This window comes from Microbacterium sp. GQ128, from assembly GCF_059758615.1.
This window is the reverse complement of sequence record NZ_JCAXDY010000001.1, coordinates 242934-266490: the sequence shown is the minus strand read 5'-3', so window position 1 is coordinate 266490 and position 23557 is coordinate 242934. Positions and strand designations below refer to the sequence as shown.

Below are 23557 nucleotides of genomic sequence, written 5' to 3'. Positions count from 1 at the left end.
TCGGACCCTCCCGCCCCTGGGTCTCGGAGCCTGTCGCCCCTGGGTCCCTGAGCCTGTCGAAGGGCCACGGTTATCCACACCCGGTCGCGGGCAATCACGGTGCGCGCGACCATGGATCATGGCGTGGACATACATCCTCAGGTGCACTGACGACAGCTTCTATACGGGGAGCACCAACGGCGATCTGGAAGCGCGCGTCTGGGAGCACAACGACGACGATCAGTTCGCCGCAGAGTTCACGCGACGAAGGCGACCTGTCGTGCTCGTGTACGCAGAGCATTTCGAGACGGTCGATGCGGCGTTCTTCCGGGAGAAACAACTCCAGGGATGGAGTCGCCGCAAGAAGCTGGCCCTCATCGAAAACCGTGGGCATGACTTACCCGCCCTGTCGAGGTCAACCGGAGTCGGGACTCTTCGACAAGCTCAGCGACACAGGGAGACGGAAACTCAGCAGCCCAGGGACGCGACCTGACGCTTCGACAAGCTCAGCGCCCCAGGGAGGGGGAAGCTCAGCGCCCCAGGGAGGGGGAAGCTCAGCGCCCCAGGGAGGGGGACGCGGCGGCTGCATCCCGGACGATCTGCACGTAGCGCGCGTGGGTGGCCCGCTGCACCATGCGCAGCGCCGGGCCGAGCAGACTCCAGAACCAGGTCGACGGAGACGAGATGGATCGCGCAGTGAACACGCCGTTCTCATCGATCCAAAACGACTCCTCTCCGTAGATCGGATGCCCAGGACGCGTCTCGTACCCGAACCCGCTCTCATCCGCCCAGACGACCCTCACCGGCTCGACGAAGCGCACGCCGAAGAGACGCTTCGCGAGCGTGCCCTCGAGCCCAGGCGCGGGTGCAGTGTCAGGCACCTCGAACCCAGCGCGGCGCTTGAACTCCCACGAACTCACCAGCGCGGCGACCGCGTCGCGCGCTTCCGGCGCGACCGCGATCGAATTCTCGGAGGATCGCATGCCGTCCGGGACCGCGACCAGCGGATGACGTGTCATCCCGCGCTCGTACGCCGGCAGCGGCACGTGCTACTTCTTGTCCTTGCCCTCGACGTCACCCGACAGCGCGGCGATGAACGCCTCCTGGGGGACCTCGACGCGACCGACCATCTTCATGCGCTTCTTGCCCTCCTTCTGCTTCTCGAGGAGCTTGCGCTTGCGGGTGATGTCACCGCCGTAGCACTTGGCGAGCACGTCCTTGCGGATCGCGCGGATCGTCTCTCGGGCGATGATGCGCGCACCGATCGCGGCCTGGATCGGAACCTCGAACTGTTGGCGAGGGATGAGCTTGCGCAGCCGCTCGGCCATCATCGTGCCGTAGGCGTACGCCTTGTCGCGGTGGACGATCGAGCTGAACGCGTCGACCTTCTCACCCTGGAGGAGGATGTCAACCTTCACCAGGTCGGCCTCCTGCTGTCCGGAGGGCTCGTAGTCGAGCGAGGCATACCCCTGCGTCTTCGACTTCAGCTGGTCGAAGAAGTCGAACACGATCTCGCCGAGCGGCATGTTGTAGCGCAGCTCGACGCGCTCCTCCGAGAAGTACTCCATGCCGAGCAGCGTTCCGCGGCGGGACTGGCACAGCTCCATGACGGTGCCGACGTAGTCCTTGGGCAGCAGGATCGCCGCCTTCACCATCGGCTCAGAGACCGAGCCGATGCGTCCGTCCGGATACTCGCTCGGATTGGTCACCGTGACGGTCTCGCCGGTGTCACTCGTGAGGACCTCGTAGATCACGCTGGGCGCGGTCGTGATGAGGTCGAGATCGAACTCACGCGCGAGCCGCTCGGTGATGATCTCGAGGTGCAGGAGTCCGAGGAAGCCGCAGCGGAAGCCGAACCCGAGCGCCACCGACGTCTCGGGCTCGTACACGAGCGACGCGTCCGAGAGCTTCAGCTTGTCGAGTGCCTCACGCAGCTCCGCGTAGTCGCTGCCGTCGATCGGGTACAGACCCGAGAACACCATCGGCTTCGGGTCGGTGTAGCCGGGCAGGGCGTCGGAGGCGGGCTTGCGCGATGTGGTGATCGTGTCGCCGACCTTCGACTGGCGCACGTCCTTCACGCCCGTGATCAGGTAGCCGACCTCGCCCACGCCGAGTCCCTTGGTCGGGGTCGGCTCCGGGCTCGACACACCGACCTCGAGCGCTTCGTGATTCGCTCCGGTCGACATCATCTGGATGCGCTCGCGGGGCGAGAGGCTGCCGTCCACCATGCGCACATAGGTGACCACACCGCGGTAGGCGTCGTAGACCGAGTCGAAGATCATCGCGCGCGCCGGCGCATCCGCATCGCCCTTCGGGGCGGGGATCTCCTGAACGAGCCGGTCGAGCAGCTCCTCGACACCGACCCCGGTCTTTCCCGAGACGCGGAGGACGTCGTCCGGCTTGCCGCCGATGAGGGAGGCGAGTTCCTTCGCGTACTTCTCGGGGTCGGCGGCCGGAAGGTCGATCTTGTTCAGCACCGGGATGATGTGGAGGTCGTTCTCCAGCGCCAGGTAGAGGTTCGCCAGCGTCTGGGCCTCGATGCCCTGCGCCGCATCCACGAGCAGGATCGCGCCTTCGCAGGCCGCGAGCGAGCGCGAGACCTCATAGGTGAAGTCGACGTGGCCAGGGGTGTCGATCATGTTCAGGGCGACGGTCTGGCCGTCGAGTTCCCACGGCATCCGCACGGCCTGGCTCTTGATGGTGATGCCGCGCTCGCGCTCGATGTCCATCCGGTCGAGGTACTGCGCCCGCATGTCACGATCCGAGACGACACCGGTGATCTGGAGCATCCGGTCGGCGAGGGTGGACTTGCCGTGGTCGATGTGGGCGATGATGCAGAAATTGCGGATCTGCGCAGCCGGCGTCGAGGCAGGCTGAAGAGGTGTGAGAGCGCGTGGGGACATGTCCCCTCGATTCTACGGTCAGGCGGCGGCAAACCCCGATTCGCGTGATGCTCCGCCGGGAAAGCACACTGGGCGGCCCCCCGAGGGGACCGCCCAGTGTGTGGTGCGAACGGGGCTTACTTGGCCCAGCCCACGTTCTGCCAGAAGTTCGTGCCGGTGGTCGACTCGAACTGCGAAGGACCGTAGTTCACGAGACCGTCGGCGATCGCGTACTGGTTCGGACGTGCCGCCAGCGGGATCGTCACGGCTTCGCTCATGATGATCTTGTCGATCTCCTTGGCGATCTCGAGACGTGCCTCGGGGTCGAGCTCAGCGTTGGCTTCCGTCCAGAGACCCTCCAGACGCTCATCCGCGACGCCGGGGAAGTTCTGGCCCGAGTCCGCCGGGCTGAAGATCGACTCCGTCGAGGAGATCGGGAACGGCGTACCCTGCCACGCGAAGATCGTCGCCTCGAAGTCACGCGTCTCGGTCGTGATGTACTTCGTGAAGAAGTCGGCCGACGGGACGGTGTCGATCTTGACGTCGAAGCCCGCCTTGGCGGCCATCGGCTGGATCTGCTGCGAGAGGATCGCCGAGTTCGGGGTCTCCGAGGGGATCACGAGGCGAACGGTCAGCTTGGTGCCGTCCTTCTCGCGGATGCCCTTGTCGCCCTCGACCCAGCCGGCGTCTTCCAGCTGCTTCTTCGCGGCGTCGACGTCGAACGCGATGTCCGCGCTGTCGTCTTCGTAGCCGTTCTGACCGTTGAGGAAGATGAGGTTGTTGAGCACCTCGGGCTCGACGCCCAGCGGCTCGATGACGGCCTGAGCCATGATCTGGCGGTCGAGCGACTTCGCGAATGCCTGACGGACGGCGACGTCTTCGAACACGCCGGCCGTGCCGTTGAGCGTGACGTGGCTGTACGTCACACCCTTCGAGTTCAGGATCTGGGAGTCGGAGCGTGCCTTCGCGGACTCGAGCGTGTCGACGCTGGAGTTGATCGGGATCGCGTCGAACTCCTTGTTGGCGAACGCCTGGCCGACCGTCGAGCGGTCCGTGGCCTTGTAGTTGATCGTGTCGAGCTTCGGCTTGTCGCCCCACCACTTGGGGTTCGGCTCGAACGTGATCGTCTTGCCGGTCGCGTCGAACTTGCTCACGATGAACGGACCGCCGGAGACGTAGGTCGAGCCGTCGGCAGCGAACGGACCGTTCGCCCACGCCGTGTTGAAGCTCTCCGGGGTCGCAGTGAGCCAGCGGGGGTAGATCGTGCCGGTGCCGAGGATGGAAGGCCAGTCGGCGTTCTTGTTCGCGAACGTGATCACCACGTCCTGGTCGTTCTCACCGGCCTCGATGGAGGCGACGTCCGACCAGACGTTGGTGGAGGTCGGGGCGTACGCCTCGTTCTTGCCGTTGAGAGCGTTGAACTGGCCCTGGAAGTCCTGAACACCGATGGGGGTGCCATCGGACCAGACGGCGTCAGGGTTGACCTTGACCTCGACGACCTGAGGGTCCTCGCTCTTCAGCTCGACCGACGTGGCGAAGTTCGGGTCGGCTTCCCAGCTGCCGTCTTCCTTGATGACCACGAAGCCGGGGGTGAACAGGCTCGAGATCGTGTTGTCGTCGACGGTTCCGGCATCGAGGTTGTAGAGGTTCCAGTTGGCCGGCGTCTCGTCGAGCGGCAGGTTCAGCGTGCCGCCGTCCTTGATGGCGTCGCGGTCAGCGGCGACCCAGCCGGTCGCGGGAAGTGCCTCGGGCGAGGAACCGCCGTCCCCCTCGGTTCCGCCGTTCGTGGCGGGCGCGCACGCAGAGAGCGCCAGCGCGACCGCGGCGATCCCGGCGAGGCCCGCCCATTTCTTGGAGTTCGACTTCATCGATCTCCCCCTTCTATCGTTTCGTGCATACTGCACAGGACTCGTCCGAACCGGAGACCGAAACACAGCGACCGGCTATGGAGCAACATCATCGATGATCGCCCCGTACACCGGCATGTCAGGCCCGTGTTGTCCGGATCGTTACCTAGTTGTCGTTCAAACCGCATCATCGTGCGGGGTGAAACGGGGTCGCGCCGCGGCTGACATCGCGTCGCGTCGGCCCGACCGCCGTGAACATGGCAACATGGGGAGCCTGCCGGCGATCGAAGAGGATATGCCGGCGTTTTGGAAAGACGGTCTCGGGTGCCTAGAGTAGCGAGGCCGCAACAGATGTCGGGTGCGCGGCGATCCCGCGCCGAAGGAGCTCCATGATCGGATTCATCGCCAAGCGATTGGTGAACTATCTCATCCTCACCGTCATCGCCACCCTGGCCGGCTACGCACTCGTCTCCACCACTCTTCAGCCGGCGGCACGATTCCTCGGCAAGAATCCCCCCGTACCGCAGTCCAGCATCGACGCGGCGCTCGACAAGATGGGCGTCAACCCCGACGTCTCCCTGCTGCAGCGCATGTGGGACTGGCTCGTGCAGTTCGTCACCACCGGCTCCCTGGGGATCTCCACTCGCAGCACCGAGGTGACGGCCGACATCATCGAACGTGCCGGCACGAGCCTCCGACTGCTCATCATCGGCACCATCCTCGGCGCGGTCTTCGGAATCCTGCTCGGTGTGTGGGGGGCCATCCGGCAGTACCGCGCAAGCGATCAGATCATCACCTACGCGTCGTTCACGGTGCTCGCGACGCCGATCTTCGTGATCGCGGTGCTCCTCATGATCGGCGCGACCTGGGTCAACAACGCGTCCGGTCAGCAGCTCATCAACTTCACCGGCGAGTACAGCGTCGGGGTCACCGGGTTCTGGCCCGTCATAGGCGATCGAATAGCGCATCTGCTGCTGCCCACGATCGCGCTCACCGTGACCGCGGCAGCCTCCTACTCCCGGTACCAGCGCAGCGCGATGCTCGACGTGCTCTCCTCGGACTTCATCCGTACGGCGCGCGCGAAGGGGCGGACCCGCGGATCCGCCATCATGCGTCACGGCGTGCGCGTCGCGCTGATCCCCATGTCGACCTTCTTCGCCTACTCGTTCGGCACCATCCTGGCGGGCGCGGCCGTGACGGAGAAGATCTTCAGCTGGCACGGAATGGGCGAATATCTCATCGACTCCGTGTCGAACAACGACATCAACGCCGCGACCGGGTCCATCCTGTTCGCCGCGATCCTGGTGCTCATCGCGGGCACGCTGGCCGACGTCCTCTACGCGGCCCTCGACCCCCGAGTGAGGATGTGACATGACGCTCGATCCCACACAGCTCGAAGCTCCGCCGCTCGAGCCGGAGAACGAGGAGTCTCCGTCGATCCCCCGGTGGCGCCTGATCCTGGTCCGCACGTTCTCGACCAAGCGCGCCTGGATCGGCGCCGGCGTGCTCGTGCTGATGTTCCTGCTGGCGTACGTCGGCCCGCTGCTCTACCCGTGGTCCGCGACCGACCAGGACTACTTGTCGTTCAACAAGGGTCCGAGCCTCGACCACTGGTTCGGCACCGACACGATCGGGCAGGACATCTTCGCCCAGTCGATGGCCGGACTGCAGAAGTCGCTGCTCATCGGCCTCATCGTCGGTCCACTCACTGCCATCATCGCGGGCCTCGTCGGCGCGATCGCCGGGTATGTCGGCGGCGTGTGGGACCGGGTGATCGTCTGGATCATCGACCTGCTCCTCGTGCTGCCGAGCTTCTACATCCTGGTGCTGCTGAGCCCGCTCTTCAAGGACCTGGCCTGGGTGGCGCTCGTCGTGTTCCTCCCCCTCTTCGGCTGGATGGTGCTCGCGAGGGTCATCCGCGGTCAGACCATGTCGCTGCGCGAGCGCGACTACGTCAAGGCGGCGCGCTTCATGGGTGTCGGCGGTTTCACGATCATCCGCCGGCACATCATCCCCAACGTGGCTTCGCTGCTGATCATCGACGCGACGCTGGGCGTCGGCGCCGCGATCCTCGCCGAGACCACACTCAGCTACTTCGGCTTCGGCATCCAGCCGCCCGACGTGTCGCTCGGCACGCTGCTCGCTGCGGGAAGCGCCGCGGCGACCACCCGTCCCTGGCTCTTCATCCCGCCGGCGATCATCCTCGTCGCCACCGTGCTCGCGTCGAGTCTGCTCGGAGATGCCCTGCGTGACGCCGTCGACCCGACCTCGGAGAACAACCGTGCCTGAACCCCTGCTTCGCGTCCGCGACCTCAACGTCACCTTCGAGACGAAGGCCCGCACCGTCCACGCGGTGCGCGGCGTCAACTACGAGGTCAACCGGGGAGAGTTCCTGGCGATCGTCGGCGAGTCCGGCTCGGGCAAGTCCGTGTCGTCGATGGCGGTCATGGGCCTTCTCCCGAGCACCGCCCAGGTGACCGGCTCGATCACCTATGACGGCACCGAGCTCCTGGGCTCCACCGACCGACAGCTGTCGAAGATGCGCGGCTCCGACATCGCGATGATCTTCCAGGACCCGCTCTCGGCGCTGACCCCGGTCTACACGATCGGTCAGCAGATCATCGAGGGCCTCAAGCTGCACCAGCCGGGACTCAGCACCCAGGCTCTGGAGGCCCGCGCGGTCGAATTGCTCGACATCGTGGGCATCCCGGAGCCCCGCCGACGCGTGAAGTCGTTCCCGCACGAGTTCTCGGGCGGCATGCGCCAGCGCGCGATGATAGCCATCGCGATCGCCAACGACCCGAAGCTGATCATCGCCGATGAGCCGACGACCGCGCTCGACGTCACCATCCAGGCGCAGATCCTGGATGTGCTCCAGACCGCCAAGGAGATCACCGGCGCCGCCGTGGTGCTCATCACGCACGATCTCGGCGTCGTCGCCGGCAACGCGGACCGCGTGGCCGTGATGTACGCAGGCAAGATCGTCGAGACCGCCCCCGTGGACGACCTGTTCGCCCGCCCGGCCATGCCGTACACGATCGGTCTGCTGCGGTCGATGCCGAACATGGTCGACCAGCGGTCGGCGCGGCTGGTACCGCTCGAGGGACGCCCGCCGCTGCTCACCGAGATCCCTACCGGCTGTCCGTTCGCCGATCGCTGCCCCGCGGTGATCTCGGCGTGCCACGACATCGAGCCGGACCTGGTTCCGGTTGCCCCGATGCAGGCCGCAGCGTGCATCCGCGCGACCGAGATCGTCGACGGCCGGCTCCCCCGCGACGAGGTCTTCTCCCCGCCGGCGCCGGTGGAAGAGGTCGTGCGCGAGGTCGAGACCCGCGGCACCGTGCTCAAGGTCGAAGACCTGAAGCGGCACTTCCCGCTCACCAAGGGCACCGTCTTCCGCCGCCGTATCGGCACAGTCCGTGCGGTCGACGGCGTCAGCTTCGAGCTGGAGGGCGGCAAGACCCTCGGCCTGGTCGGCGAGTCCGGCTGTGGCAAGTCGACCACCGTCATGGAGGTGATGGAGCTCGCGAAGCCGCAGTCGGGGCGCGTCGCCGTCAACGGCATCGACACGGCTTCGCTCTCTCCGGCCCAGCGTCGCGCGCTCCGGACCGACATCCAGATCGTGTTCCAGGACCCGGCGGCCTCACTCGACCCGCGCATGACCGTCGAGGAACTCATCGGCGAACCGCTGACGGTGCACGACGTCCCGGCGAAGGAGATCTCGCGCCGCGTGCGCCGGATGCTCGAGCTCGTCGGTCTCGAGCCGAGCTACGCCCGTCGCTACCCGCACGAGTTCTCCGGAGGTCAGCGCCAGCGCATCGGCATCGCCCGCGCCCTCGTGGTCGAGCCGAAGATCCTCGTCCTCGACGAGCCCGTCTCGGCGCTCGACGTCTCGGTGCAGGCCGGCGTGATCAACCTGCTCGAAGACCTGAAGCAGCAGCTCGGGCTCTCGTACCTGTTCGTCGCCCATGACCTCGCCGTGGTGCGTCACATCGCCGACGACGTGGCGGTGATGTACCTCGGGCGCATCATCGAGTACGGCGACGTCGACGAGATCTTCAGCAACCCGCGCCACCCGTACACGCGCGCGCTGCTGTCGGCCGTGCCGGTCCCCGACCCGCAGATCGAGCGGACGCGCGAACGGATCCTCCTCTCCGGAGACCTGCCGTCGCCGACCGAGACGATCACGGGGTGCGCGTTCCGCACACGGTGCCCGCTCTACGCGATCCTCCCTCCGGAGCAGCAGGCCGAGTGCGAGACGAGGTCGCCTGAGCTGCGGCCCGTGGAGGGACGCGACGTCTCCTGCCACTGGGCGGAGCAGGACATCCTGCAGACCGCGTGATCGGTCGTCGTGGCGCCAGCGGGCGCGGTACGGAGCGCATCGTCATCCGCGGCGCGTCGGGCTGGTGGATCAGCGGTGTGCTGGCAGCGCTGTTCGCGTACCTCCTCATCGACGCGGCCGTTCGCGCGGAGTGGACGATCGTCCTCCTCTCCCTGCCGTGGATGTGCCTCGTCCTGCTGGTGTGCTGGATGCTGCTGATCCGGCCCTGCCTGATCGTCGCGCCCTCCACGCTCACCGTGGTCAACGTCTTCCGCACGCACACCATCCCCTGGCACGAGGTGGCCGAGCTGCAGGTGCGATACCAGCTCGTGGTCGAGCTGACGGACGGCACCACGATCCGCGCTTGGGGTTCACCCACCGTCCAGCCGCGCCGGGACCGGGAAGCCGACGCGTCGACGCCGAACCGATCCCACGCCTTCGTCGGGGTCGTCGAGGCCATCGACCGGGCGCGCGACGACGTCGGCCGTGCACCGACGGGTACCGACTCGCGGACCGTGAGCATCGCCTGGCTACCGCTCCTCGCCCTCGCCCTGGCCCTGGCCCTCGGGGTGACGGCCGCAGGACTGCTTCTCTGAAGGAGAGTCTCGGAGCGGACCCCGAGATCCTATGCTGAACGCGTGAGCGCACAGATCGTCCTCGTGCACGGCATCCGCACGTCCGCCACGATGTGGCGCGCGCAACTCGCCTATCTCGAGGCGCACGGTTACGCCGCCACGGCCGTCGACCTGCCCGGGCACGGCACCCGCATGGGCGAGGATTTCACGCTCCATGAGGCGCTGCACACGATCGACGCCGCGGTTCGAGCCGCCGCCGAGAAGGGGCCCGTCGTGCTCGTCGGTCACTCGATGGGAGGCCTGCTCTGCCTCGCCTATGCCGGCGGGGCGGACACGCCGCCGGTCGCCGCTCTGGTCGCCGCAGCGTGCACCTCGCTCCCCCGCGGCGCGGGCCTCCGGGCCTACCGCCTGTTCGCCAGGGCCGTCGACTCGCTGCCGGACCGCGGAATGTGGCTCACGGCGCGGATGCTCGAGGCCACCATCCCCGCCGAGACGCGGTCGGACTTCGCCGCGGGCGGCTATGCACTAGACACGCAGGATGCCGCGCTCCGCAGCCTCGCGACCCTCGACATCGCCACGGCCGTCCCCCGGATCACGATCCCCCTCTGGTTCGTCAACGGTCAGTACGACCAGCTGCGACTGAACGAGACGGTCTTCCGTCGCCTCGCCCCGCACGCCGAGCTGATCGTCGTCCCGCGCACGACGCATCTCGTCACGGCCATGCGACCGCGGATCTTCAACGCGGTGCTGCAGCTGGCGATCGCGACGGTGGAGCAGCAGCCACCACGGTCATGAGCGCTTCGGCTCCCGGGCGAACGCGGTGAGCAGCCCGCCGACCAGCGACAGCACCGCCGCGGCGATGAAGACCAGCCAGAACCCGCCGACCAGAGCGACCAGCGCTGCCCCCAGGACCGGTCCGATCAGCTGGCCGAGGGCGGCCGTGACGTTCACGATCCCGAGATCGCGCGCGTGGTCCTGTTCGTCGGGCAGCAGATCGGCGGCGAATGCGAGGCCCACCGTCGAGAAGGCGCCGTAGCCGAGGCCCATCAGGGCCGCGGCCACCATCGTCATCTCGAACGTCGGAACCAGCGCGATCGCGACGCCGGATGCTGCCTGCACCACGGTGGCGGCGACCGCGAGCGTGCGCCGGTTCCCCGTGCGATCGGAGACGATGCCGGTGACCACGGACGCGATCACCACGAACACGGTGTACACGACGATGAGCAGCAGGAGGTTGTCCTGCGCGACGGCACTCGGCTGGCCGAGGCCGTGCAGCAGGAAGAACAGGAAGAGCGCCGTCCCGAGCGCGTTGCCGATGTTCGTCACCAGGCGACCGGAGAGCATCCAGGCGAAATCACGGTCGCGCAGGGACGCCAGCCGACGACGACCCGCCGACTTCGGTCGTACGACCTCGATGCTCGGAGGGTCGGGCAGGAGCAGCGCGGCCGCCGATCCGACGACCGCGATCACTCCGGCGAGCAGCAGGTAGCCATCGCGGATGCCGAGACCGAGGAGGACGACCAGTCCGACCCCGAGCACGATCCCGACCGCCTGGCTGGAACCGACTGCCGCCGAGGCCGCACCGCGCTGCGTCGACGGCAGCTGGTCGGCGATGAGGGCGGTGAAGGCTGCGGACGAGACGGCCACGCCGATGGATACTCCCACCCACCCGGCGCCGACTGCCCAGGGACCCCCGGCGTAGCCGGTCAGGACGAGGCAGACCGCGGTGAACAGAACTCCGCCGAGCGCCCACGGACGGCGGCGGTGGCGCCCCGCAGCCGCGCGATCGGAGAGCGCGCCGGCGGCAGGGCCGGCGATGATGCCGGCGAGCCCACCGATTCCGAGCACCAGCCCGGACGAGACGACACCGCGGATCCAGTCGTCTTCCGGGGTGTCGAGCTGCAGGGGAAGGAGCAGCTGCACGGGTGTGAGTTGCACGGTCCAGATCGCGAGCCACGCCAGCGTGAACAGCGACATCCATCGTGTTCCTGCTCGAACGGTGCGGGTGCCGGTGGTCTCGCTCAACTCGCCACCGCCGTCGCGGTCGCTGCGCGTGAACTCGCGATCACGTCCCGATACCAGTCGTAGGAGGCCTTAGGGGTGCGTTCGCCCGTCTCGAAGTCGACGTGCACGAGCCCGAACCTCTGGGTGTAGCCGTCTGCCCATTCCCAGTTGTCGAGCAGCGACCACACCGTGTATTCCTCCACAGGTACTCCGGCGTCCATCGCCTCCCCCACAGCCGCGAGGTGACCGGCCAGATACTCGATCCTGTCCGTGTCGTCGATGCGGCCCGCGCGAGCGGGTTCGGGGAAAGACGCTCCGTTCTCGGCGACGACGACCGGCGGAAGATGCGGATGCCGTGCCTGCAGGTCGATCAGGAGGTCGCGGAGGGCTGCGGGCATGATCGGCCATTCCGGCCCGAAGCCGGTGACCGGAACGCCAGGAGTCGGCACGATGTCGAACGGCACGGGGCTCCCGGCAGCGGCAGCCGTCACGGTCGTGGGGTTGTAGAAGTTGATGCCGTAGAAATCGATCGACTGTCGGATCTCCTCGAGATCCCCGTCGCGCACCGGCATCGGGGGGAGCCCGAGCGACTCGAGGTCCGGGTACGCGCCGTCGAGGAGCGGTGCGCTGAAGACTCGGTTGTGGAGCAGATCGTAGATGGCGGCGGCTTCGCGGTCCTCGGCCGTATCGTGCAGCGGCCGCACCCACGTGTGGTTGTTCGCGAGACCGACGGCGGAGGCACCTCGTTCCCGCAGCACCGAGGCGGCGCGGGCATGGGCGAGCAGCTGGTGGTGGGCGGTCGGCAGCGCGCCGAAGAGCAGCTGCCGTCCCGGGGCGAGCGCGCCGACCGCGTACCCCTGCAGCGTCGTCATCGCCGGCTCGTTGATCGTGTACCACTGCCGCACGCGATCGCCGAGACGGTCGGCCACGATCGTCGCGTACTCGGCGAAGCGCTCGGCGGTGTCGCGCTCGAGCCATCCGCCGTCGGCCTCGATCGCACTCGGCATCTCCCAGTGGAAGAGGGTCGGGAACGGTGCGACGCCCGCCTCCAGCAGGAGGTCCACGAGCCGCGAGTAGTGGTCGAGCGCGCCCGCGTCCCCCGCACCCCGGCCGTCCGGCTGCACGCGCGCCCACGGGATGGAGAACCGGTAGCGGTCCAGCCCCAACCCGGCGGCGAGAGCCACATCGGCCTCGGGATGCCGGTAACTGTCGCATGCGGGATCCGCGGTGGACCCATCGATGATCGCGCCCGGTCTCTCGAGGAAGTCGTCCCAGATGGAGCGGCCGACGGCGCCAGTCGGGCGCGACCCCTCGATCTGGAAGGCGGACGTCGCTGCGGACCAGCGGAGGCCTGTGGGCACGGACGGAGGAACGTGTTCGGGGGTCATGTGGCTCCTTGACAGCGGTGTCGGGATAGAGATGATTCTGCACCCGGTTCCAGGAGATCCGCGACGGAGTATCGTGAGCCGTCGGCCGTTTCGCGCGATCACCCCCTCTGCTGGTAGACTCGACTCTTGGCTTGCGTGTGGGTTCTTCCCTCACGACCGCTGTGCAGCAGCCCTCTTCTGCTGCCGGCATTCCGAACACTCCTGTACAGAAAGCGTCCACACGTGGCAAACATCAAGTCGCAGATCAAGCGCAACAAGACCAACGAGAAGGCGCGCGAGCGCAACAAGGCCGTCAAGAGCGAGCTCAAGACGGTCATCCGCACGACTCGCACGGCAGTCTCCGCCGGCGACAAGGCAGCAGCCGAGGCCGCGCTGAAGAAGGCCGCCGTCAAGCTCGACAAGGCCGTCAGCAAGGGTGTCCTGCACAAGAACCAGGCGTCGAACCGCAAGTCGGCTCTCGCCAAGCAGGTCGCTTCTCTCTGAGCGGAAGCTTCTGAGAAAGGCCCGTCCCGTTATCGGGGCGGGCCTTCTTCGTGTCTCCGGAGCGCCGGGCGATCCGCGGAGTGAGGACGCGCGGCTACTCCTCGCCGAACGGACGACGAGTGGCGATCACCGTGACCATGCGCTCGAGCGCGAAGATCGGATCGCGGGCCGCACCCTTGACCTCACCGTCGGCGCGCGCCGTGGCTTGGATCGCCATCCCGAGCGAACGCTCGTTCCACCCGGCGAGGTCGCGGCGGGCACGATCGACCTGCCAGTCCTTCATGCCCAGGCGCTGGGCGAGCTGCCTGCTCGGTTCCCGGTTTCCGGCGACCCGAGCCATGGTGCGGAGCTTCATCGCGAAGGCCGCCACCATCGGCACCGGATCGGCTCCGGACGACAGCGCATGGCGGAGTGCGACGAGTGCCTCGCCGTAGCGGCCGGCGATCGCCGTGTCGGCCACGACGAACGCCGACACCTCCACCCGGCCACCGTAGTACTTGGTGACGACTTCTTCGGAGATGTCACCCTCGACGTCTCCGATGAGCTGCTGGCAGGCCGCAGCCAGCTCGGTGAGGTCATCGGCGAACGCGGAGACCAGCGCGCGAAGGGCCGCCGGCGCGATGCGCTTCTTGGCCGTGCGGAACTCGCCTGCGGCGAAGTCGACGCGGTCGCCATCGCGCTTGATCGCCGGGCAGGCGATCTCTATTCCCCCGCCGTTTCCGGCTCGGACGGCGTCGAGCAGCTTCTTGCCCCGCACGCTCGCCCCCGTGTGCCGCAGGATGACCGTCGCCCCCTCCTGAGGATTGTCGAGGTACGACACCGCCTCCTGGATGAAAGCATCGGAGCATTTCTCCACGCCGGAGACGCGCACGAGGCGCGGTTCGCCGAAGAGGGATGGAGACGTGAGGGACAGCAGGGTCCCCGGCGCGTAGTCGTCGGCCCGCACGTCGCTGACCTCGAGGGCGGGGTCTTCGGCACGGAGGTAGTCGCGGACGCCGGCGATCGCGCGCTCGGCGCAGACCTCTTCCGGCCCGGCGACGAGCACGATGGGAGCGGGATGAGGCTCTCGCCAGGAGACCTGAGGAATCTTCGTGGGTTTCGCACCACCGCGGGAAGGAGGACGCGAAGCTGCCATGGATCCAGACTACCGGCGGTCGCCGACACCGCTGCCCGCTCACTCACGGAGCGGCCTTGTCGGTCCAGACCTGCAGCTCGCCGTCTCCGACGCCGAGAAGGATGCGTCCGTGCTGATCCGTGCGCAGCGCCTGAGCTCCGCCCGCCGAGACGAGGTCGAGGGTCTCGATGCGGGGGTGCCCGTAGTCGTTGTCCGCTCCGACACTGAACAGCGCCACGCGAGCCTGCGCAGCCTCGTACACTCCGGCATCCTGATCTGCGCTGCCGTGATGGGCGACCTTGACGACGTCGTAGTGACCCAGCCGTGCCGTGCGGAGCAGCATCCGCTGAGGGGCCGCAGAGAGATCGCCGAGGTAGAGGGAGCGGGGCACCTCTCCCCCGTCGAACTCCATGACCACGCTCGCATCGTTGCCGTCGGGGAAGGCGGCCGAACCCCGCACGGGCCAGAGCACGCGCCAGGCGGCATCACCGAGGTAGCCGCGCTGCCCCGCCCACGCCTCGTCGACCTGTGCGCCCGAGCCGGCGAGGTCGGCGAGGAGACGTCGATCGCCTTCCTCTGCGACCGGACCGTGCAGCACTGCGTCGACCCGCCCTCGGACGGCGGCGACGCCGCCGGCGTGATCGAGGTCGAAGTGAGTGAGGACGAGGAGATCGATGTGCCCGATTCCGAGCGATCTCAGGCACGCCGCCAGAGGCTCCGGAGCCGGCCCCGTGTCGATCAGCGCCACCCGCGTCGCCGTACGCACGAGCAGCGCGTCGCCCTGCCCGACGTCGCACGCCGCGATCGACCATCCGTCCGGTGTCGTCGCCGTCGCGAGGGGCCCGTCGAGGAGCACCCGGGCGCCGCCGAGTGAGAGCACGACGATCAGGACCGCGGCCGCGGCCCGCTGCACGATGAGTCCCCCACGCCCGGTCGCCGCTTCCCTGCTCTGTCGACCGGATCTGATGCCGACGACCACGATACACACGCTCACGAGACCCACGAGCAGTGCGCTGCCGATTCCCGCGGGCAGCAGCAGCTGCGCACCCGGCAGCCGTGCGGCGGTGGTCGCCGTGGTGGCGATCCACGCTGACGGCAGCCAGGCGGACGACGCCAGCAGATCCGCGAGAGGCGGCAGCGGAGCAGCCAGGCAGGCCAGCAGGCCGACCACGGTGGCGATCGGCGCCGCGGGTGCGGCGATGAGATTCGCGGCGATGCCGATGAGCGACTGCTGCTCGGCGAAGAGGGCGATGATCGGCCCGCACGCCAACTGCGCAGCGAGCGGAACCGCGAGCGCAAGGGCCACAGGTCCCGGCATGATCCGCGCCATCCCGCCGGCGAGTGGTCGCGCGAGCAGGACCAGAGCACCGGACGCGGCGACCGACAGCGCGAACCCCGGAGTCGCCGCCAACCACGGGTCGGCGACGAGAATCCCGGCGGCGCACAGCGAGAGCATGCCCGCGCCGGCACTCGGTCTGCCCAGCAGGACGGTGAGCATCCCGACCGCCGCCATGACCGCCGCGCGGATCACGCTCGGCTCCGGGGTGACGAGGACGACGAACCCGGCCAGACCCAGCACGGAGAGGACCACCCGCAGTGCGCGTCCGGCTCCGCACAGCGCGGCGAACCAGAAGACACCACCGACGACGATCGCGCAGTTCGCTCCACTCACCGCGGTGAGGTGGCTGAGGCCGCTGGTGCGCATGTCGTCGTTGAGCTCGGGCGTGACCGCGCGGGTGTCGCCGACGGCGAGGCCCGGGAGAAGGCCCGCGCCGGGCTCGGGGAGTCGTAGCGACCGCTCCACGAAAGCGCGCTTGAGGGCAGCCGCGACCGCGAACACGCCGGGGGCGGGCAGGACGACCTCGGTCTCGCTCGCGAAGACGACGAGAGCCGACCGTTCACCCGCATCGGTCGCCTGCACCTGACCGACCACTCGAACCCGAGTACCGAGATCGAAGCCGTCACCCGGTTCGACCCCTATGCGCACCGGCGCAGACAGCGCGGCTGGTCGATCTCGGGTGCCGATGGTCACCGTCTGCGCATCGAACCACAGTCGTCCGTCCCGACCGATCGACGCCGACGAAGTCACCTCCGCACTCACCTCCGCCACTCGCCCGGACCAGTCGGCGGCCTGCGCACGCGCGGGAAGGGCGAGTGCGACAGCAAGGCCGGTGGCTGCCATCGCCGCAAGGAGCAGCACGGCGAGACCCCCGCCGCCGTGAAACCGCAGTGCCCGTCCCCGACACATCGCGAGCACCACGAGCACCGCGCCGGCGCCGCAGCCGCCCACCACCCACCACGACCACTGCGGCACGAAGACGCACAGCAGGGCCGCCGCCCACACCGCCCCGAGCAACGGCAGCAGCCGCAGATCGCGCCGTTTCAGGCTCGGTCTCGGCTCCTCCGCGCGGGTCCCTGGCTGCGACATCCCGCCACGCTACGAGCGCGCAACGACCAGACATCACCGCGAGCCCGCGAGCTGCGGACAACCGCAGCGAATCGCCGCTGGTGCAGTGAAGCACTCCCGCCCTGAGTGCACGCACGGTGCGCGACCTCGTGGTCCAACTTCAGATGCTGACGCGGTCGGGTCGACACGCCTCCTCTTCCGTGGCGACCTGCGAGGATGATTCGCATGATCGAGGTGGATGAGGTCACGGTGTCCGCGGGCGAGGTGACGCTTCTGCGTCCCGTGACGATGACGGCCACGCGGGGTGAGGCAGTGGTGATCCGCGGCAGGAACGGCACCGGCAAGTCGACCCTGCTCCGGGTGCTCGCCGGGGCACAGAAGCCGTCGAGTGGGATGGTTCGGATCGCCGGAGAAGCGGTGGCTCCGCGTGACCGGGCTTTCCGGCGCCGCGTCGCCGCCATGATCGGACTGCCCCCGATGGCTCCGGACCTCACTGTGTCCGATCACGTCCTGCTGGTGGCGACGACCTGGCTGGACGATCCGGATGCGGCGACCGCGCTCGCCCGTCGTGTCCTCGCCGAGTTGGACTTGACCGCCTTCGGGCAGCGGTTCCCGCACGAGCTGTCGTCGGGCCAGATCCAGCTGTTCGGCATCGCCCTGGTGCTCGCTCGGCCGTTCGACGTGCTGATCCTCGATGAGCCGGAGCAGCGTCTGGACCCGGAGCATGTCGAATCGGTGATCCGGGTGCTTCGCGCGCGACGCGACGAGGGCGCGGCAGTCATCGTGGCCACCCACAGCCCGCTCCTCGCCGACGGACTCGCCGACCGCGCACTCTGGTTGGATACCGCGGCATGACCGGTCGCGCGTCCGCGGCGATCCGGATCTGGCGTGCCAGGAACACCCGCACGAGCGGCGACCGGGGCTATGCGGTCTACATGTTCCTGATGGTCGCACTGGTAGCTGTGGCGCCGGTCGTACGAGCCGCCTGGCTGACGGTGACGAGCACGGAGGGCATCTCGCTCCTCTCCTCGCCCACCTCGACGGAGATCACCGTCCTCGTCGCCGCGGGGCTGTGGTCGGGCGCGCTGCTGCTGGGTCGCGACCGCGGTCCTGCTCTGTATCCCCCGTTCCTGACGCATGCTCTCGCCACGAGCGCACTGGCCGGATGCGACGCATTCCGGCGCCCGATGCTGCGCGCCGGTTCACTCGTGTCCGCGGCGACCGCCGCGATCGCCGCGCTGATCGGTGCGGCGCTCGCATCGAGCGGGACGGTGGCTCCCCTCGCCGCGGTCGCGCTCGTCGCCGTCGGCGCGCTCGTCGGCGTGATCACCACCGTCGCCTGGCTCGCCGGCCAGGTGCTCTCTCGCGCTGCGGTGGCGCTCGCCATCGGCGTCTCCGCGCTGGGGGTGATCACCGCTTCCGTCCCCGCGATGCTGGCGTTCACGCCCTGGGGGTGGGTCGGACTCGCCTATCCGGGCAGCGGATCGCCGCACTCACCCGCCGCGTTGATCGCGCTGATCGCGCTGAGTGCGATGCTCGTGACCTCGACGCCGGTGCTGATGAACCGGCTCGGCCTCGCCGAGCTGATGGTCCAGGCCGCGCGGTGGGACTCCGCGACCGCACACGCGACGGGCATGGATTTCAGCGCTGCCGCGACGATCTACCAGCGGCGACCTCAGCTCGGTCGCCGCTTCCGCGCCGTCCGACCGCTCCGACGACACGAGGTGACCTTCTTGGTCCGCGATGCGATCGGAGCGGTCCGAACCCCCGGCCGCCTCGCCGTCGGTGTCCTCACTCTCGCCGCAGCTGGCGCACTGACCGCACTCGCGTTCTCCCCGGCCACCCCCGGCTGGGCGCTGGGTGCAGCGGCCGGAGTGATCCTGTTCGCCGGACTCGGACCCCTCACCGACGGCATCCGGCACGCCGCGAGCATCGCGTCCGATATCCCGCTCTACGGGATCAGCGACGAGCAGCTGCTCGCCAGGCACGCGCTCTTCCCGCTGGCCGTGCTGATCATCGTGCTGCTCGCGGCGTCCGTCATATGCGCGGCCGCGGCGGGGCTCGCGGCGGCAGGACCGATCACGGGTTCGATCGCACTCGGGCTGCTCACCCTCGTCGCCCGAATCAGCGACGCGATGAAGGGTCCGCTGCCACCCGCACTGCTCACCCCGATCCCGTCGCCGATGGGCGACCTCGGCGCCGCCGTGCGACTGGCCTGGTCAATCGACGGCCTGCTTCTCGCCGCATTCTCGGGCGCCGCAGCAATACTCGTCTTCGAATCTCCCCTCCTGCTCCTCGGCGCCGCCGTCGTCCTCGTCGGCATCGGCCTCCACCGCTGGCGACACCGCGCGTAGCCCGGAACGGTGTCGGCGGCGACGAGCCGACCCCGCTTCAGCCGATTCCTGGGACGGTTGAACGGGGGTCGATCCCCGCGAACGCCAGCGCGATCACCATGCCGGCCAGCTCCTCGATCTGACGCGCACGGTGCAGTCCGCCGACAGTGTGCGGGGTTGCTCCTACGGCCCGTACGAGGCGGCCCACGGTATCGAGCGCGAGATCGTCGTCGCCGGCCAGCGCCACGACATCGTGTGCCGTTGCTGCTTCCCACCGATCGGCCGGGTACACGTTGAACGCCTTCACGACGCGAGCTCCCGGAGCACGCTGTGCGATGTGCTCGGCTGCCGATCCGCGGTCGAGGAGGTGACGTCCGACGCCGTGCTCGACCGGGTTCGTCGGATCGATCACGACCTTGCCCGCCAGGGCGCCGTCCACGGCTCCGGTGCGCGCGATCATATCGTCGATGCTCCGCCAGGGCACAGCGAGAAGGACGACGTCAGCCGCCTGGATCGCGTCAGAGGGCGCCACCACGGTCACCCCTTGACCGATCTGATCAGCGAGGTGCCGGGCGCTGCCGCTCGATCGTTCGGCGATCATGATCTGGTGCCCCGCGTCAGCCCACCTGGAGCCGAGGGCGCGCGCGACGTTGCCTGCGCCGATGAGCGCGATACGGAGAGAGGAGGAGTCAACGGGGGTCGTAGCTGGCATGTCTCGACCGTACGCAGGCCCCTACGCACCGGACGGTGCGTACCGATCGGAGACAATAGAGGGATGGTCGCGAGAACCGGAGACGCCGATGAGCGCGTGGCGGATTGCCGCGTGCGTGCGGCGACCGATGTCCTCAGCCACCGCTGGGACGGCGTCGTCCTCGCCGCTCTCGGCGCAGGACCTCGACGTCGCGTGGAGCTTCTTGCGGCCATCGGGCAGATCAAGGACAAGCCGCTGACCGAAGCGCTCTCCCGCCTGATGACCGCGAACCTCGTCGCGCGTCGGCAGGACGCGGGGTCGTCGCCGATCAATCGCTACGAGCTCACTCCCCTGGGCCGCAGCTTCCACGACGGGCCGCTGCAGACGCTGGCCGCCTGGGCTGAGCAGCACGGTGAGCGGCTTCTCGACACCAGCGCCTGTCCGACTGAACCGAGATTACGGCGCTGTAGCCCGCAACGGTGACTCATGAGCGTCAACCGCGGCGAGGATGCCGTCCTCCCAGAACGGCGTCATGCCGAAGGCTGGCGGAACGAAAGATCGCCGCTCGCCTCACGCTCGGACGCGAGAGTATCGACTGATCCAGAGGCCGGGAACCGGCTCAGCATCCGACTGGTGCACGAAGCCGAGGGACTCGTACAGCGCTCGGGCCGGCGCATTGTCGCGCCCGGTCGCGACGACCGTCTGGGGCGCAAGCGACATGACCTCCATCACCAACGCAGTGCCGAGGCCCTGTCGGTGATGGGCGGGGCCGACCATGAGACGGTCGAGGTCGGCGACGTCGTTCTCCATCGCGTATCCCGCTGCCGCCGCGATCTGATGGTTCTCATCGATGATGACGAGCCAGTCCAGGCCGGACGACAGCAAGTCGGACTCCGTCTCGTGGAGCGGCGGAATGCGGTCATCACCGATCAGCTGGGCCTCGACGGCATACGCCGCGTGCTGAAGCTCAAGGAGGTGCGATGCGTGAACACGCACTTCATCTGGGGTGAATCGACGCGTCCGCATGGTCCCCTCACGTTCACATGGTGGAGCCGGTACGACCATTCCGGACGGCCTTCCTCATACCGCTCCTCGCTTGGATCCTCATCGCTGCTCAGCGACCGAAGGCGCGACCGAGAAGGGGAGGAATCGCGCTTCGATGTTCGAAGAATACTGAAAGACCGTGTTCGCGAGCGAGCGCGTCGTCACACCCGTACCCCATCGCGCAGGCCGGCGAGCAGCTTCTCACCGATACCGGGCACGGCGAGCAGGTCGTCGACGGAGCCGAAGCGCCCGTTCTCATCGCGCCAGGCGATGATGCGCTCGGCCAGTGCCGGACCGATGCGCGGCAACGTCTCCAGAGCGGCCTGATCGGCGGTGTTGAGGTCGACGCGGTCGTCTCCCGGCGGTCCCGCTCCCGGCGCAGCGGCCGCCGACCCCGCGGTCGGGACGACGATCTGCTCGCCGTCTTCCAGCAGCCTCGCGAGATTGACAGCGGCCAGGTCGGCTTCGTCGTTCGCGCCGCCCGCCGCCGCCAATGCGTCAACCAGACGTGCATCCAGGTCCAGCAGGTAGATGCCGGGGTGGGCGACCGCCCCCAGGACGTGCACGTACAGCTCCCCCGAACCACCGGCGGTCGACGTCTCATCCGGTAACGGCACGGATGCGGTCGGGGATGCCTGGCCGCGCAGAAGACCGAGGCCAACGGCGGCAGACAGCACGACGAGCGCGAGAACGACCCCGGCTCCGATACTCAGGCGCAGTCGACGCCGTGGCGGGGGTGGTGCCTTCGGAGATGCCATCCGGCCAAGCTAGGCGTGGGAAACGGACTCCCCGGGCACCGGACACCTGAGCCGTGGACAACCGCGATCAGGTTCACGCTGTGCAGAGCGTTTCAGCGTGGGAGGCACAGGGCCAAGCGGGCAACGCGAAGATGGTGGGTACGGCTCGCGCCGCACCCACCATCTGGTCAGGGGTTCACCAGGATGAAGCCGAGAGCGGCTTCCACCTTCACGCCCTCGCAGTTGGACTCGTCTGAGACGAAGTGGTCCTGCCCCGTGTAGCAGCGGTAAATGCGCTTGGAGGCGACGCCCGCCGGCGCGGTCGGGTAGATGTAACCGTTGATTCCGAGCTCGCTGTGCCCCTCGCAGTTCTCATCCAGCGCCACGAAGTAGTCCTCACCCAAGAACTTGCACCCGTATAGCGGAACCGCCGAGCCTGTCGGCGCTTGCGGCAGGTAGCCGAGAGTCTCTTCGAAGACGCCTCCGCCGGTCGGCGGCCCCGTGGTGACTTGATGGCGGACCGCCGCAGCGTTGTAGTACCGATTGAGGGCAGCTGTCGCCGGTGTCGCCGACCATTTGGCGATCCGCAGATCCCACGTGCCCGGGCTGTTCGCCCCGCCCGAGTACAACACGGTCAGTCCCGATGAGGCTGTGCTCACTTCGCCCGCCCCTGTCCGAGCGATACCCGGACTGTGATTGAGATAGGCCCCGGTCCTGTTGGAGTCGATGAAGCCCAGCTTTTGCCAGGTTCCGGAGGGAAACGACGCCGCAGGCATCTTCGCGATGACCATGCGATACGTCTCACGATCGCCCGCATCGCGTCTGGGCAACGGGAAGGTTCCGTACCACATGCCTTCGCTGGGCTTGTACGCCACATCGAAGTTCGAGCCGTAGCTGAGCTGCCCCGAGGGTGCCAGCCCTGTCAGCGACACCAACATCTCCGCGCCGAACGTGCGGCCGTTCGTACTCGTTCGCGTGTAGAGGCTGGTCCCGGCTGTGGAGTTGTCGTGGTAGGTCACCCGCACGGAGCTCCCGCCCGCGTTGTAGCTCGTCGCCTGCCCCGCACCATACGCGTCCGTGTTGACCACACGAGGGGAGATCACGGGGTTCTGCGAGTATTTCTTCCAGATGACCCCGTCATTGGACCAGGCCACTCCGATGCGATTGTTCGTGCCATCGAGGTGGGTGCCGTAGTACGCAGGGTTGCCGGGACCGCGATCAGTCGCGGTGTAGTAGAGGGCGTATGTGTAGGTCTTCCCATCGTCCGGATTGGTGAAAGAGCCTTTGACCACTGACGGGTCACAGATATACGACTTGTCCCACGTGGCGATGCTGGGCCTGGGCGTGAGTACCTGCTGGATCGGCGACAGGCTTCCCGTGGAGATGTTCTGCTCCCGGTAGAAGATCGCATCCGAGAGGTAGCCGTCCGTGGTCGCCTCTCCGCACCACCACATCTTGCGCACGCCGTTCTCCTCGATGACCGTCGGCGCGTAGTCGTACCCGGCGTGGGTGAACACGGGGCCGGACGAGGTGACCGCCGCAGTAGCCGTGAGAGAGGGAGCGACGATACCGAGCACCACCGCGATTGCGGCGGCGACCGCAGTGGATCGCTTCCTGCTCCTCTTCTTCGTCATGGTGCCATTCGTCGTCATGATGCTCCTTTGCATCTCCTGATGAAACGTTAAATCGACGCTCATTGCTTATCACGGATCGCGCGGAGTCGTCAACGATCGCTCACCCCGATGTCGCATC

The 23557-nt window shown here is 68.1% G+C and carries 21 protein-coding genes; 10 read left to right on the top strand and 11 right to left on the bottom strand.

The window, feature by feature from the left end; translation table 11 throughout:
- The first annotated feature begins 118 nt into the window (after positions 1 to 118).
- Positions 119 to 472 carry a GIY-YIG nuclease family protein gene (locus tag AC6CHX_RS01265; RefSeq protein ID WP_498271353.1) on the top strand — a complete coding sequence of 118 codons (354 nt, stop codon included), beginning with the start codon at positions 119 to 121 and terminating at the stop codon, positions 470 to 472.
- A gap of 61 nt (positions 473 to 533) precedes the next feature.
- Here the strand turns inward: AC6CHX_RS01265 and AC6CHX_RS01260 are convergent, their stop codons facing one another.
- The 3 genes from AC6CHX_RS01260 to AC6CHX_RS01250 form a co-directional block, all read right to left on the bottom strand.
- Entirely contained in the window at positions 534 to 998 is a 465-nt protein-coding gene (locus tag AC6CHX_RS01260) for a DUF1990 family protein (RefSeq protein WP_498271352.1), read from the bottom strand.
- Between the two features lie 30 nt (positions 999 to 1028).
- Positions 1029 to 2882, bottom strand: a complete 1854-nt coding sequence (gene lepA, locus AC6CHX_RS01255) for a translation elongation factor 4 (protein ID WP_498271351.1) — start codon at positions 2880 to 2882, stop codon at positions 1029 to 1031.
- A gap of 116 nt (positions 2883 to 2998) precedes the next feature.
- Positions 2999 to 4729 (bottom strand): ABC transporter family substrate-binding protein, encoded by a 1731-nt coding sequence (locus AC6CHX_RS01250; RefSeq protein WP_498271350.1) that lies wholly within the window; start codon positions 4727 to 4729, stop codon positions 2999 to 3001.
- Positions 4730 to 5097: 368 nt separating this feature from the next.
- Between AC6CHX_RS01250 and AC6CHX_RS01245 the strand changes: the two genes are divergently transcribed.
- The 5 genes from AC6CHX_RS01245 to AC6CHX_RS01225 are packed head-to-tail and all read left to right on the top strand — an operon-like array spanning position 5098 to position 10399.
- Positions 5098 to 6078, top strand: coding sequence for an ABC transporter permease (locus AC6CHX_RS01245; protein WP_091036971.1), 981 nt, complete (start codon positions 5098 to 5100; stop codon positions 6076 to 6078).
- A 1-nt stretch (position 6079) separates the two neighbouring features.
- Positions 6080 to 6997, top strand: a complete 918-nt coding sequence (locus AC6CHX_RS01240) for an ABC transporter permease (protein WP_498271349.1) — start codon at positions 6080 to 6082, stop codon at positions 6995 to 6997.
- Complete coding sequence (locus tag AC6CHX_RS01235) at positions 6948 to 9050, top strand: ABC transporter ATP-binding protein (RefSeq protein WP_498271348.1); 2103 nt, start codon at positions 6948 to 6950, stop codon at positions 9048 to 9050. The genes AC6CHX_RS01240 and AC6CHX_RS01235 overlap by 50 nt, the downstream gene beginning before the upstream one ends.
- Positions 9047 to 9625 (top strand): PH domain-containing protein, encoded by a 579-nt coding sequence (locus AC6CHX_RS01230; protein WP_498271347.1) that lies wholly within the window; start codon positions 9047 to 9049, stop codon positions 9623 to 9625. The genes AC6CHX_RS01235 and AC6CHX_RS01230 overlap by 4 nt, the downstream gene beginning before the upstream one ends.
- 42 nt (positions 9626 to 9667) lie before the next feature.
- Positions 9668 to 10399, top strand: coding sequence for an alpha/beta fold hydrolase (locus AC6CHX_RS01225; RefSeq protein WP_498271346.1), 732 nt, complete (start codon positions 9668 to 9670; stop codon positions 10397 to 10399).
- On the opposite strand, the gene AC6CHX_RS01220 is transcribed toward AC6CHX_RS01225, so the two are convergent.
- Positions 10394 to 11581 carry an MFS transporter gene (locus tag AC6CHX_RS01220; RefSeq protein ID WP_498271345.1) on the bottom strand — a complete coding sequence of 396 codons (1188 nt, stop codon included), beginning with the start codon at positions 11579 to 11581 and terminating at the stop codon, positions 10394 to 10396. The genes AC6CHX_RS01225 and AC6CHX_RS01220 overlap by 6 nt on opposite strands.
- 44 nt (positions 11582 to 11625) lie before the next feature.
- Positions 11626 to 12996 carry a GH1 family beta-glucosidase gene (locus AC6CHX_RS01215; RefSeq protein WP_498271344.1) on the bottom strand — a complete coding sequence of 457 codons (1371 nt, stop codon included), beginning with the start codon at positions 12994 to 12996 and terminating at the stop codon, positions 11626 to 11628.
- 222 nt (positions 12997 to 13218) lie between these two features.
- Between AC6CHX_RS01215 and rpsT the strand changes: the two genes are divergently transcribed.
- Positions 13219 to 13479, top strand: a complete 261-nt coding sequence (gene rpsT / locus AC6CHX_RS01210) for a 30S ribosomal protein S20 (RefSeq protein ID WP_017830351.1) — start codon at positions 13219 to 13221, stop codon at positions 13477 to 13479.
- A 94-nt stretch (positions 13480 to 13573) separates the two neighbouring features.
- Here rpsT and holA read toward each other — a convergent pair whose 3' ends face one another.
- Together holA and AC6CHX_RS01200 are read right to left on the bottom strand one after the other, a co-directional pair.
- On the bottom strand, positions 13574 to 14614 hold the full coding sequence (gene holA / locus AC6CHX_RS01205; RefSeq protein ID WP_498271343.1) for a DNA polymerase III subunit delta: 1041 nt from the start codon (positions 14612 to 14614) through the stop codon (positions 13574 to 13576).
- 43 nt (positions 14615 to 14657) lie between these two features.
- Positions 14658 to 17021, bottom strand: coding sequence for a ComEC/Rec2 family competence protein (locus tag AC6CHX_RS01200; RefSeq protein ID WP_498271342.1), 2364 nt, complete (start codon positions 17019 to 17021; stop codon positions 14658 to 14660).
- A 204-nt stretch (positions 17022 to 17225) separates the two neighbouring features.
- Between AC6CHX_RS01200 and AC6CHX_RS01195 the strand changes: the two genes are divergently transcribed.
- Positions 17226 to 17855, top strand: a complete 630-nt coding sequence (locus AC6CHX_RS01195; protein ID WP_498271341.1) for an ABC transporter ATP-binding protein — start codon at positions 17226 to 17228, stop codon at positions 17853 to 17855.
- Positions 17852 to 19354: a hypothetical protein gene (locus AC6CHX_RS01190; protein WP_498271340.1), complete on the top strand. Its 1503-nt coding sequence runs from the start codon at positions 17852 to 17854 to the stop codon at positions 19352 to 19354. Before AC6CHX_RS01195 ends, AC6CHX_RS01190 begins: the two co-directional genes overlap by 4 nt.
- Positions 19355 to 19391: 37 nt before the next feature.
- Here AC6CHX_RS01190 and AC6CHX_RS01185 read toward each other — a convergent pair whose 3' ends face one another.
- The gene (locus tag AC6CHX_RS01185) at positions 19392 to 20045 is read right to left on the bottom strand and encodes an NADPH-dependent F420 reductase (RefSeq protein WP_498271339.1); all 654 of its coding nucleotides are present in this window, start codon (positions 20043 to 20045) and stop codon (positions 19392 to 19394) included.
- Positions 20046 to 20108: 63 nt separating this feature from the next.
- Here AC6CHX_RS01185 and AC6CHX_RS01180 point away from each other — a divergent pair, with 63 nt between their 5' ends.
- A complete protein-coding gene (locus AC6CHX_RS01180; protein ID WP_498271338.1) occupies positions 20109 to 20507 on the top strand; it encodes a winged helix-turn-helix transcriptional regulator in 399 nt (132 codons plus the stop codon).
- Positions 20508 to 20594: 87 nt separating this feature from the next.
- Here the strand turns inward: AC6CHX_RS01180 and AC6CHX_RS01175 are convergent, their stop codons facing one another.
- From AC6CHX_RS01175 to AC6CHX_RS01165, 3 genes are all read right to left on the bottom strand, one after another.
- Positions 20595 to 21020 carry a GNAT family N-acetyltransferase gene (locus AC6CHX_RS01175; RefSeq protein ID WP_498271337.1) on the bottom strand — a complete coding sequence of 142 codons (426 nt, stop codon included), beginning with the start codon at positions 21018 to 21020 and terminating at the stop codon, positions 20595 to 20597.
- A gap of 209 nt (positions 21021 to 21229) precedes the next feature.
- On the bottom strand, positions 21230 to 21826 hold the full coding sequence (locus tag AC6CHX_RS01170; RefSeq protein WP_498271336.1) for a ComEA family DNA-binding protein: 597 nt from the start codon (positions 21824 to 21826) through the stop codon (positions 21230 to 21232).
- A 167-nt stretch (positions 21827 to 21993) separates the two neighbouring features.
- Positions 21994 to 23457, bottom strand: coding sequence for a hypothetical protein (locus AC6CHX_RS01165; protein ID WP_498271335.1), 1464 nt, complete (start codon positions 23455 to 23457; stop codon positions 21994 to 21996).
- Between the last annotated feature and the right edge of the window lie 100 nt (positions 23458 to 23557).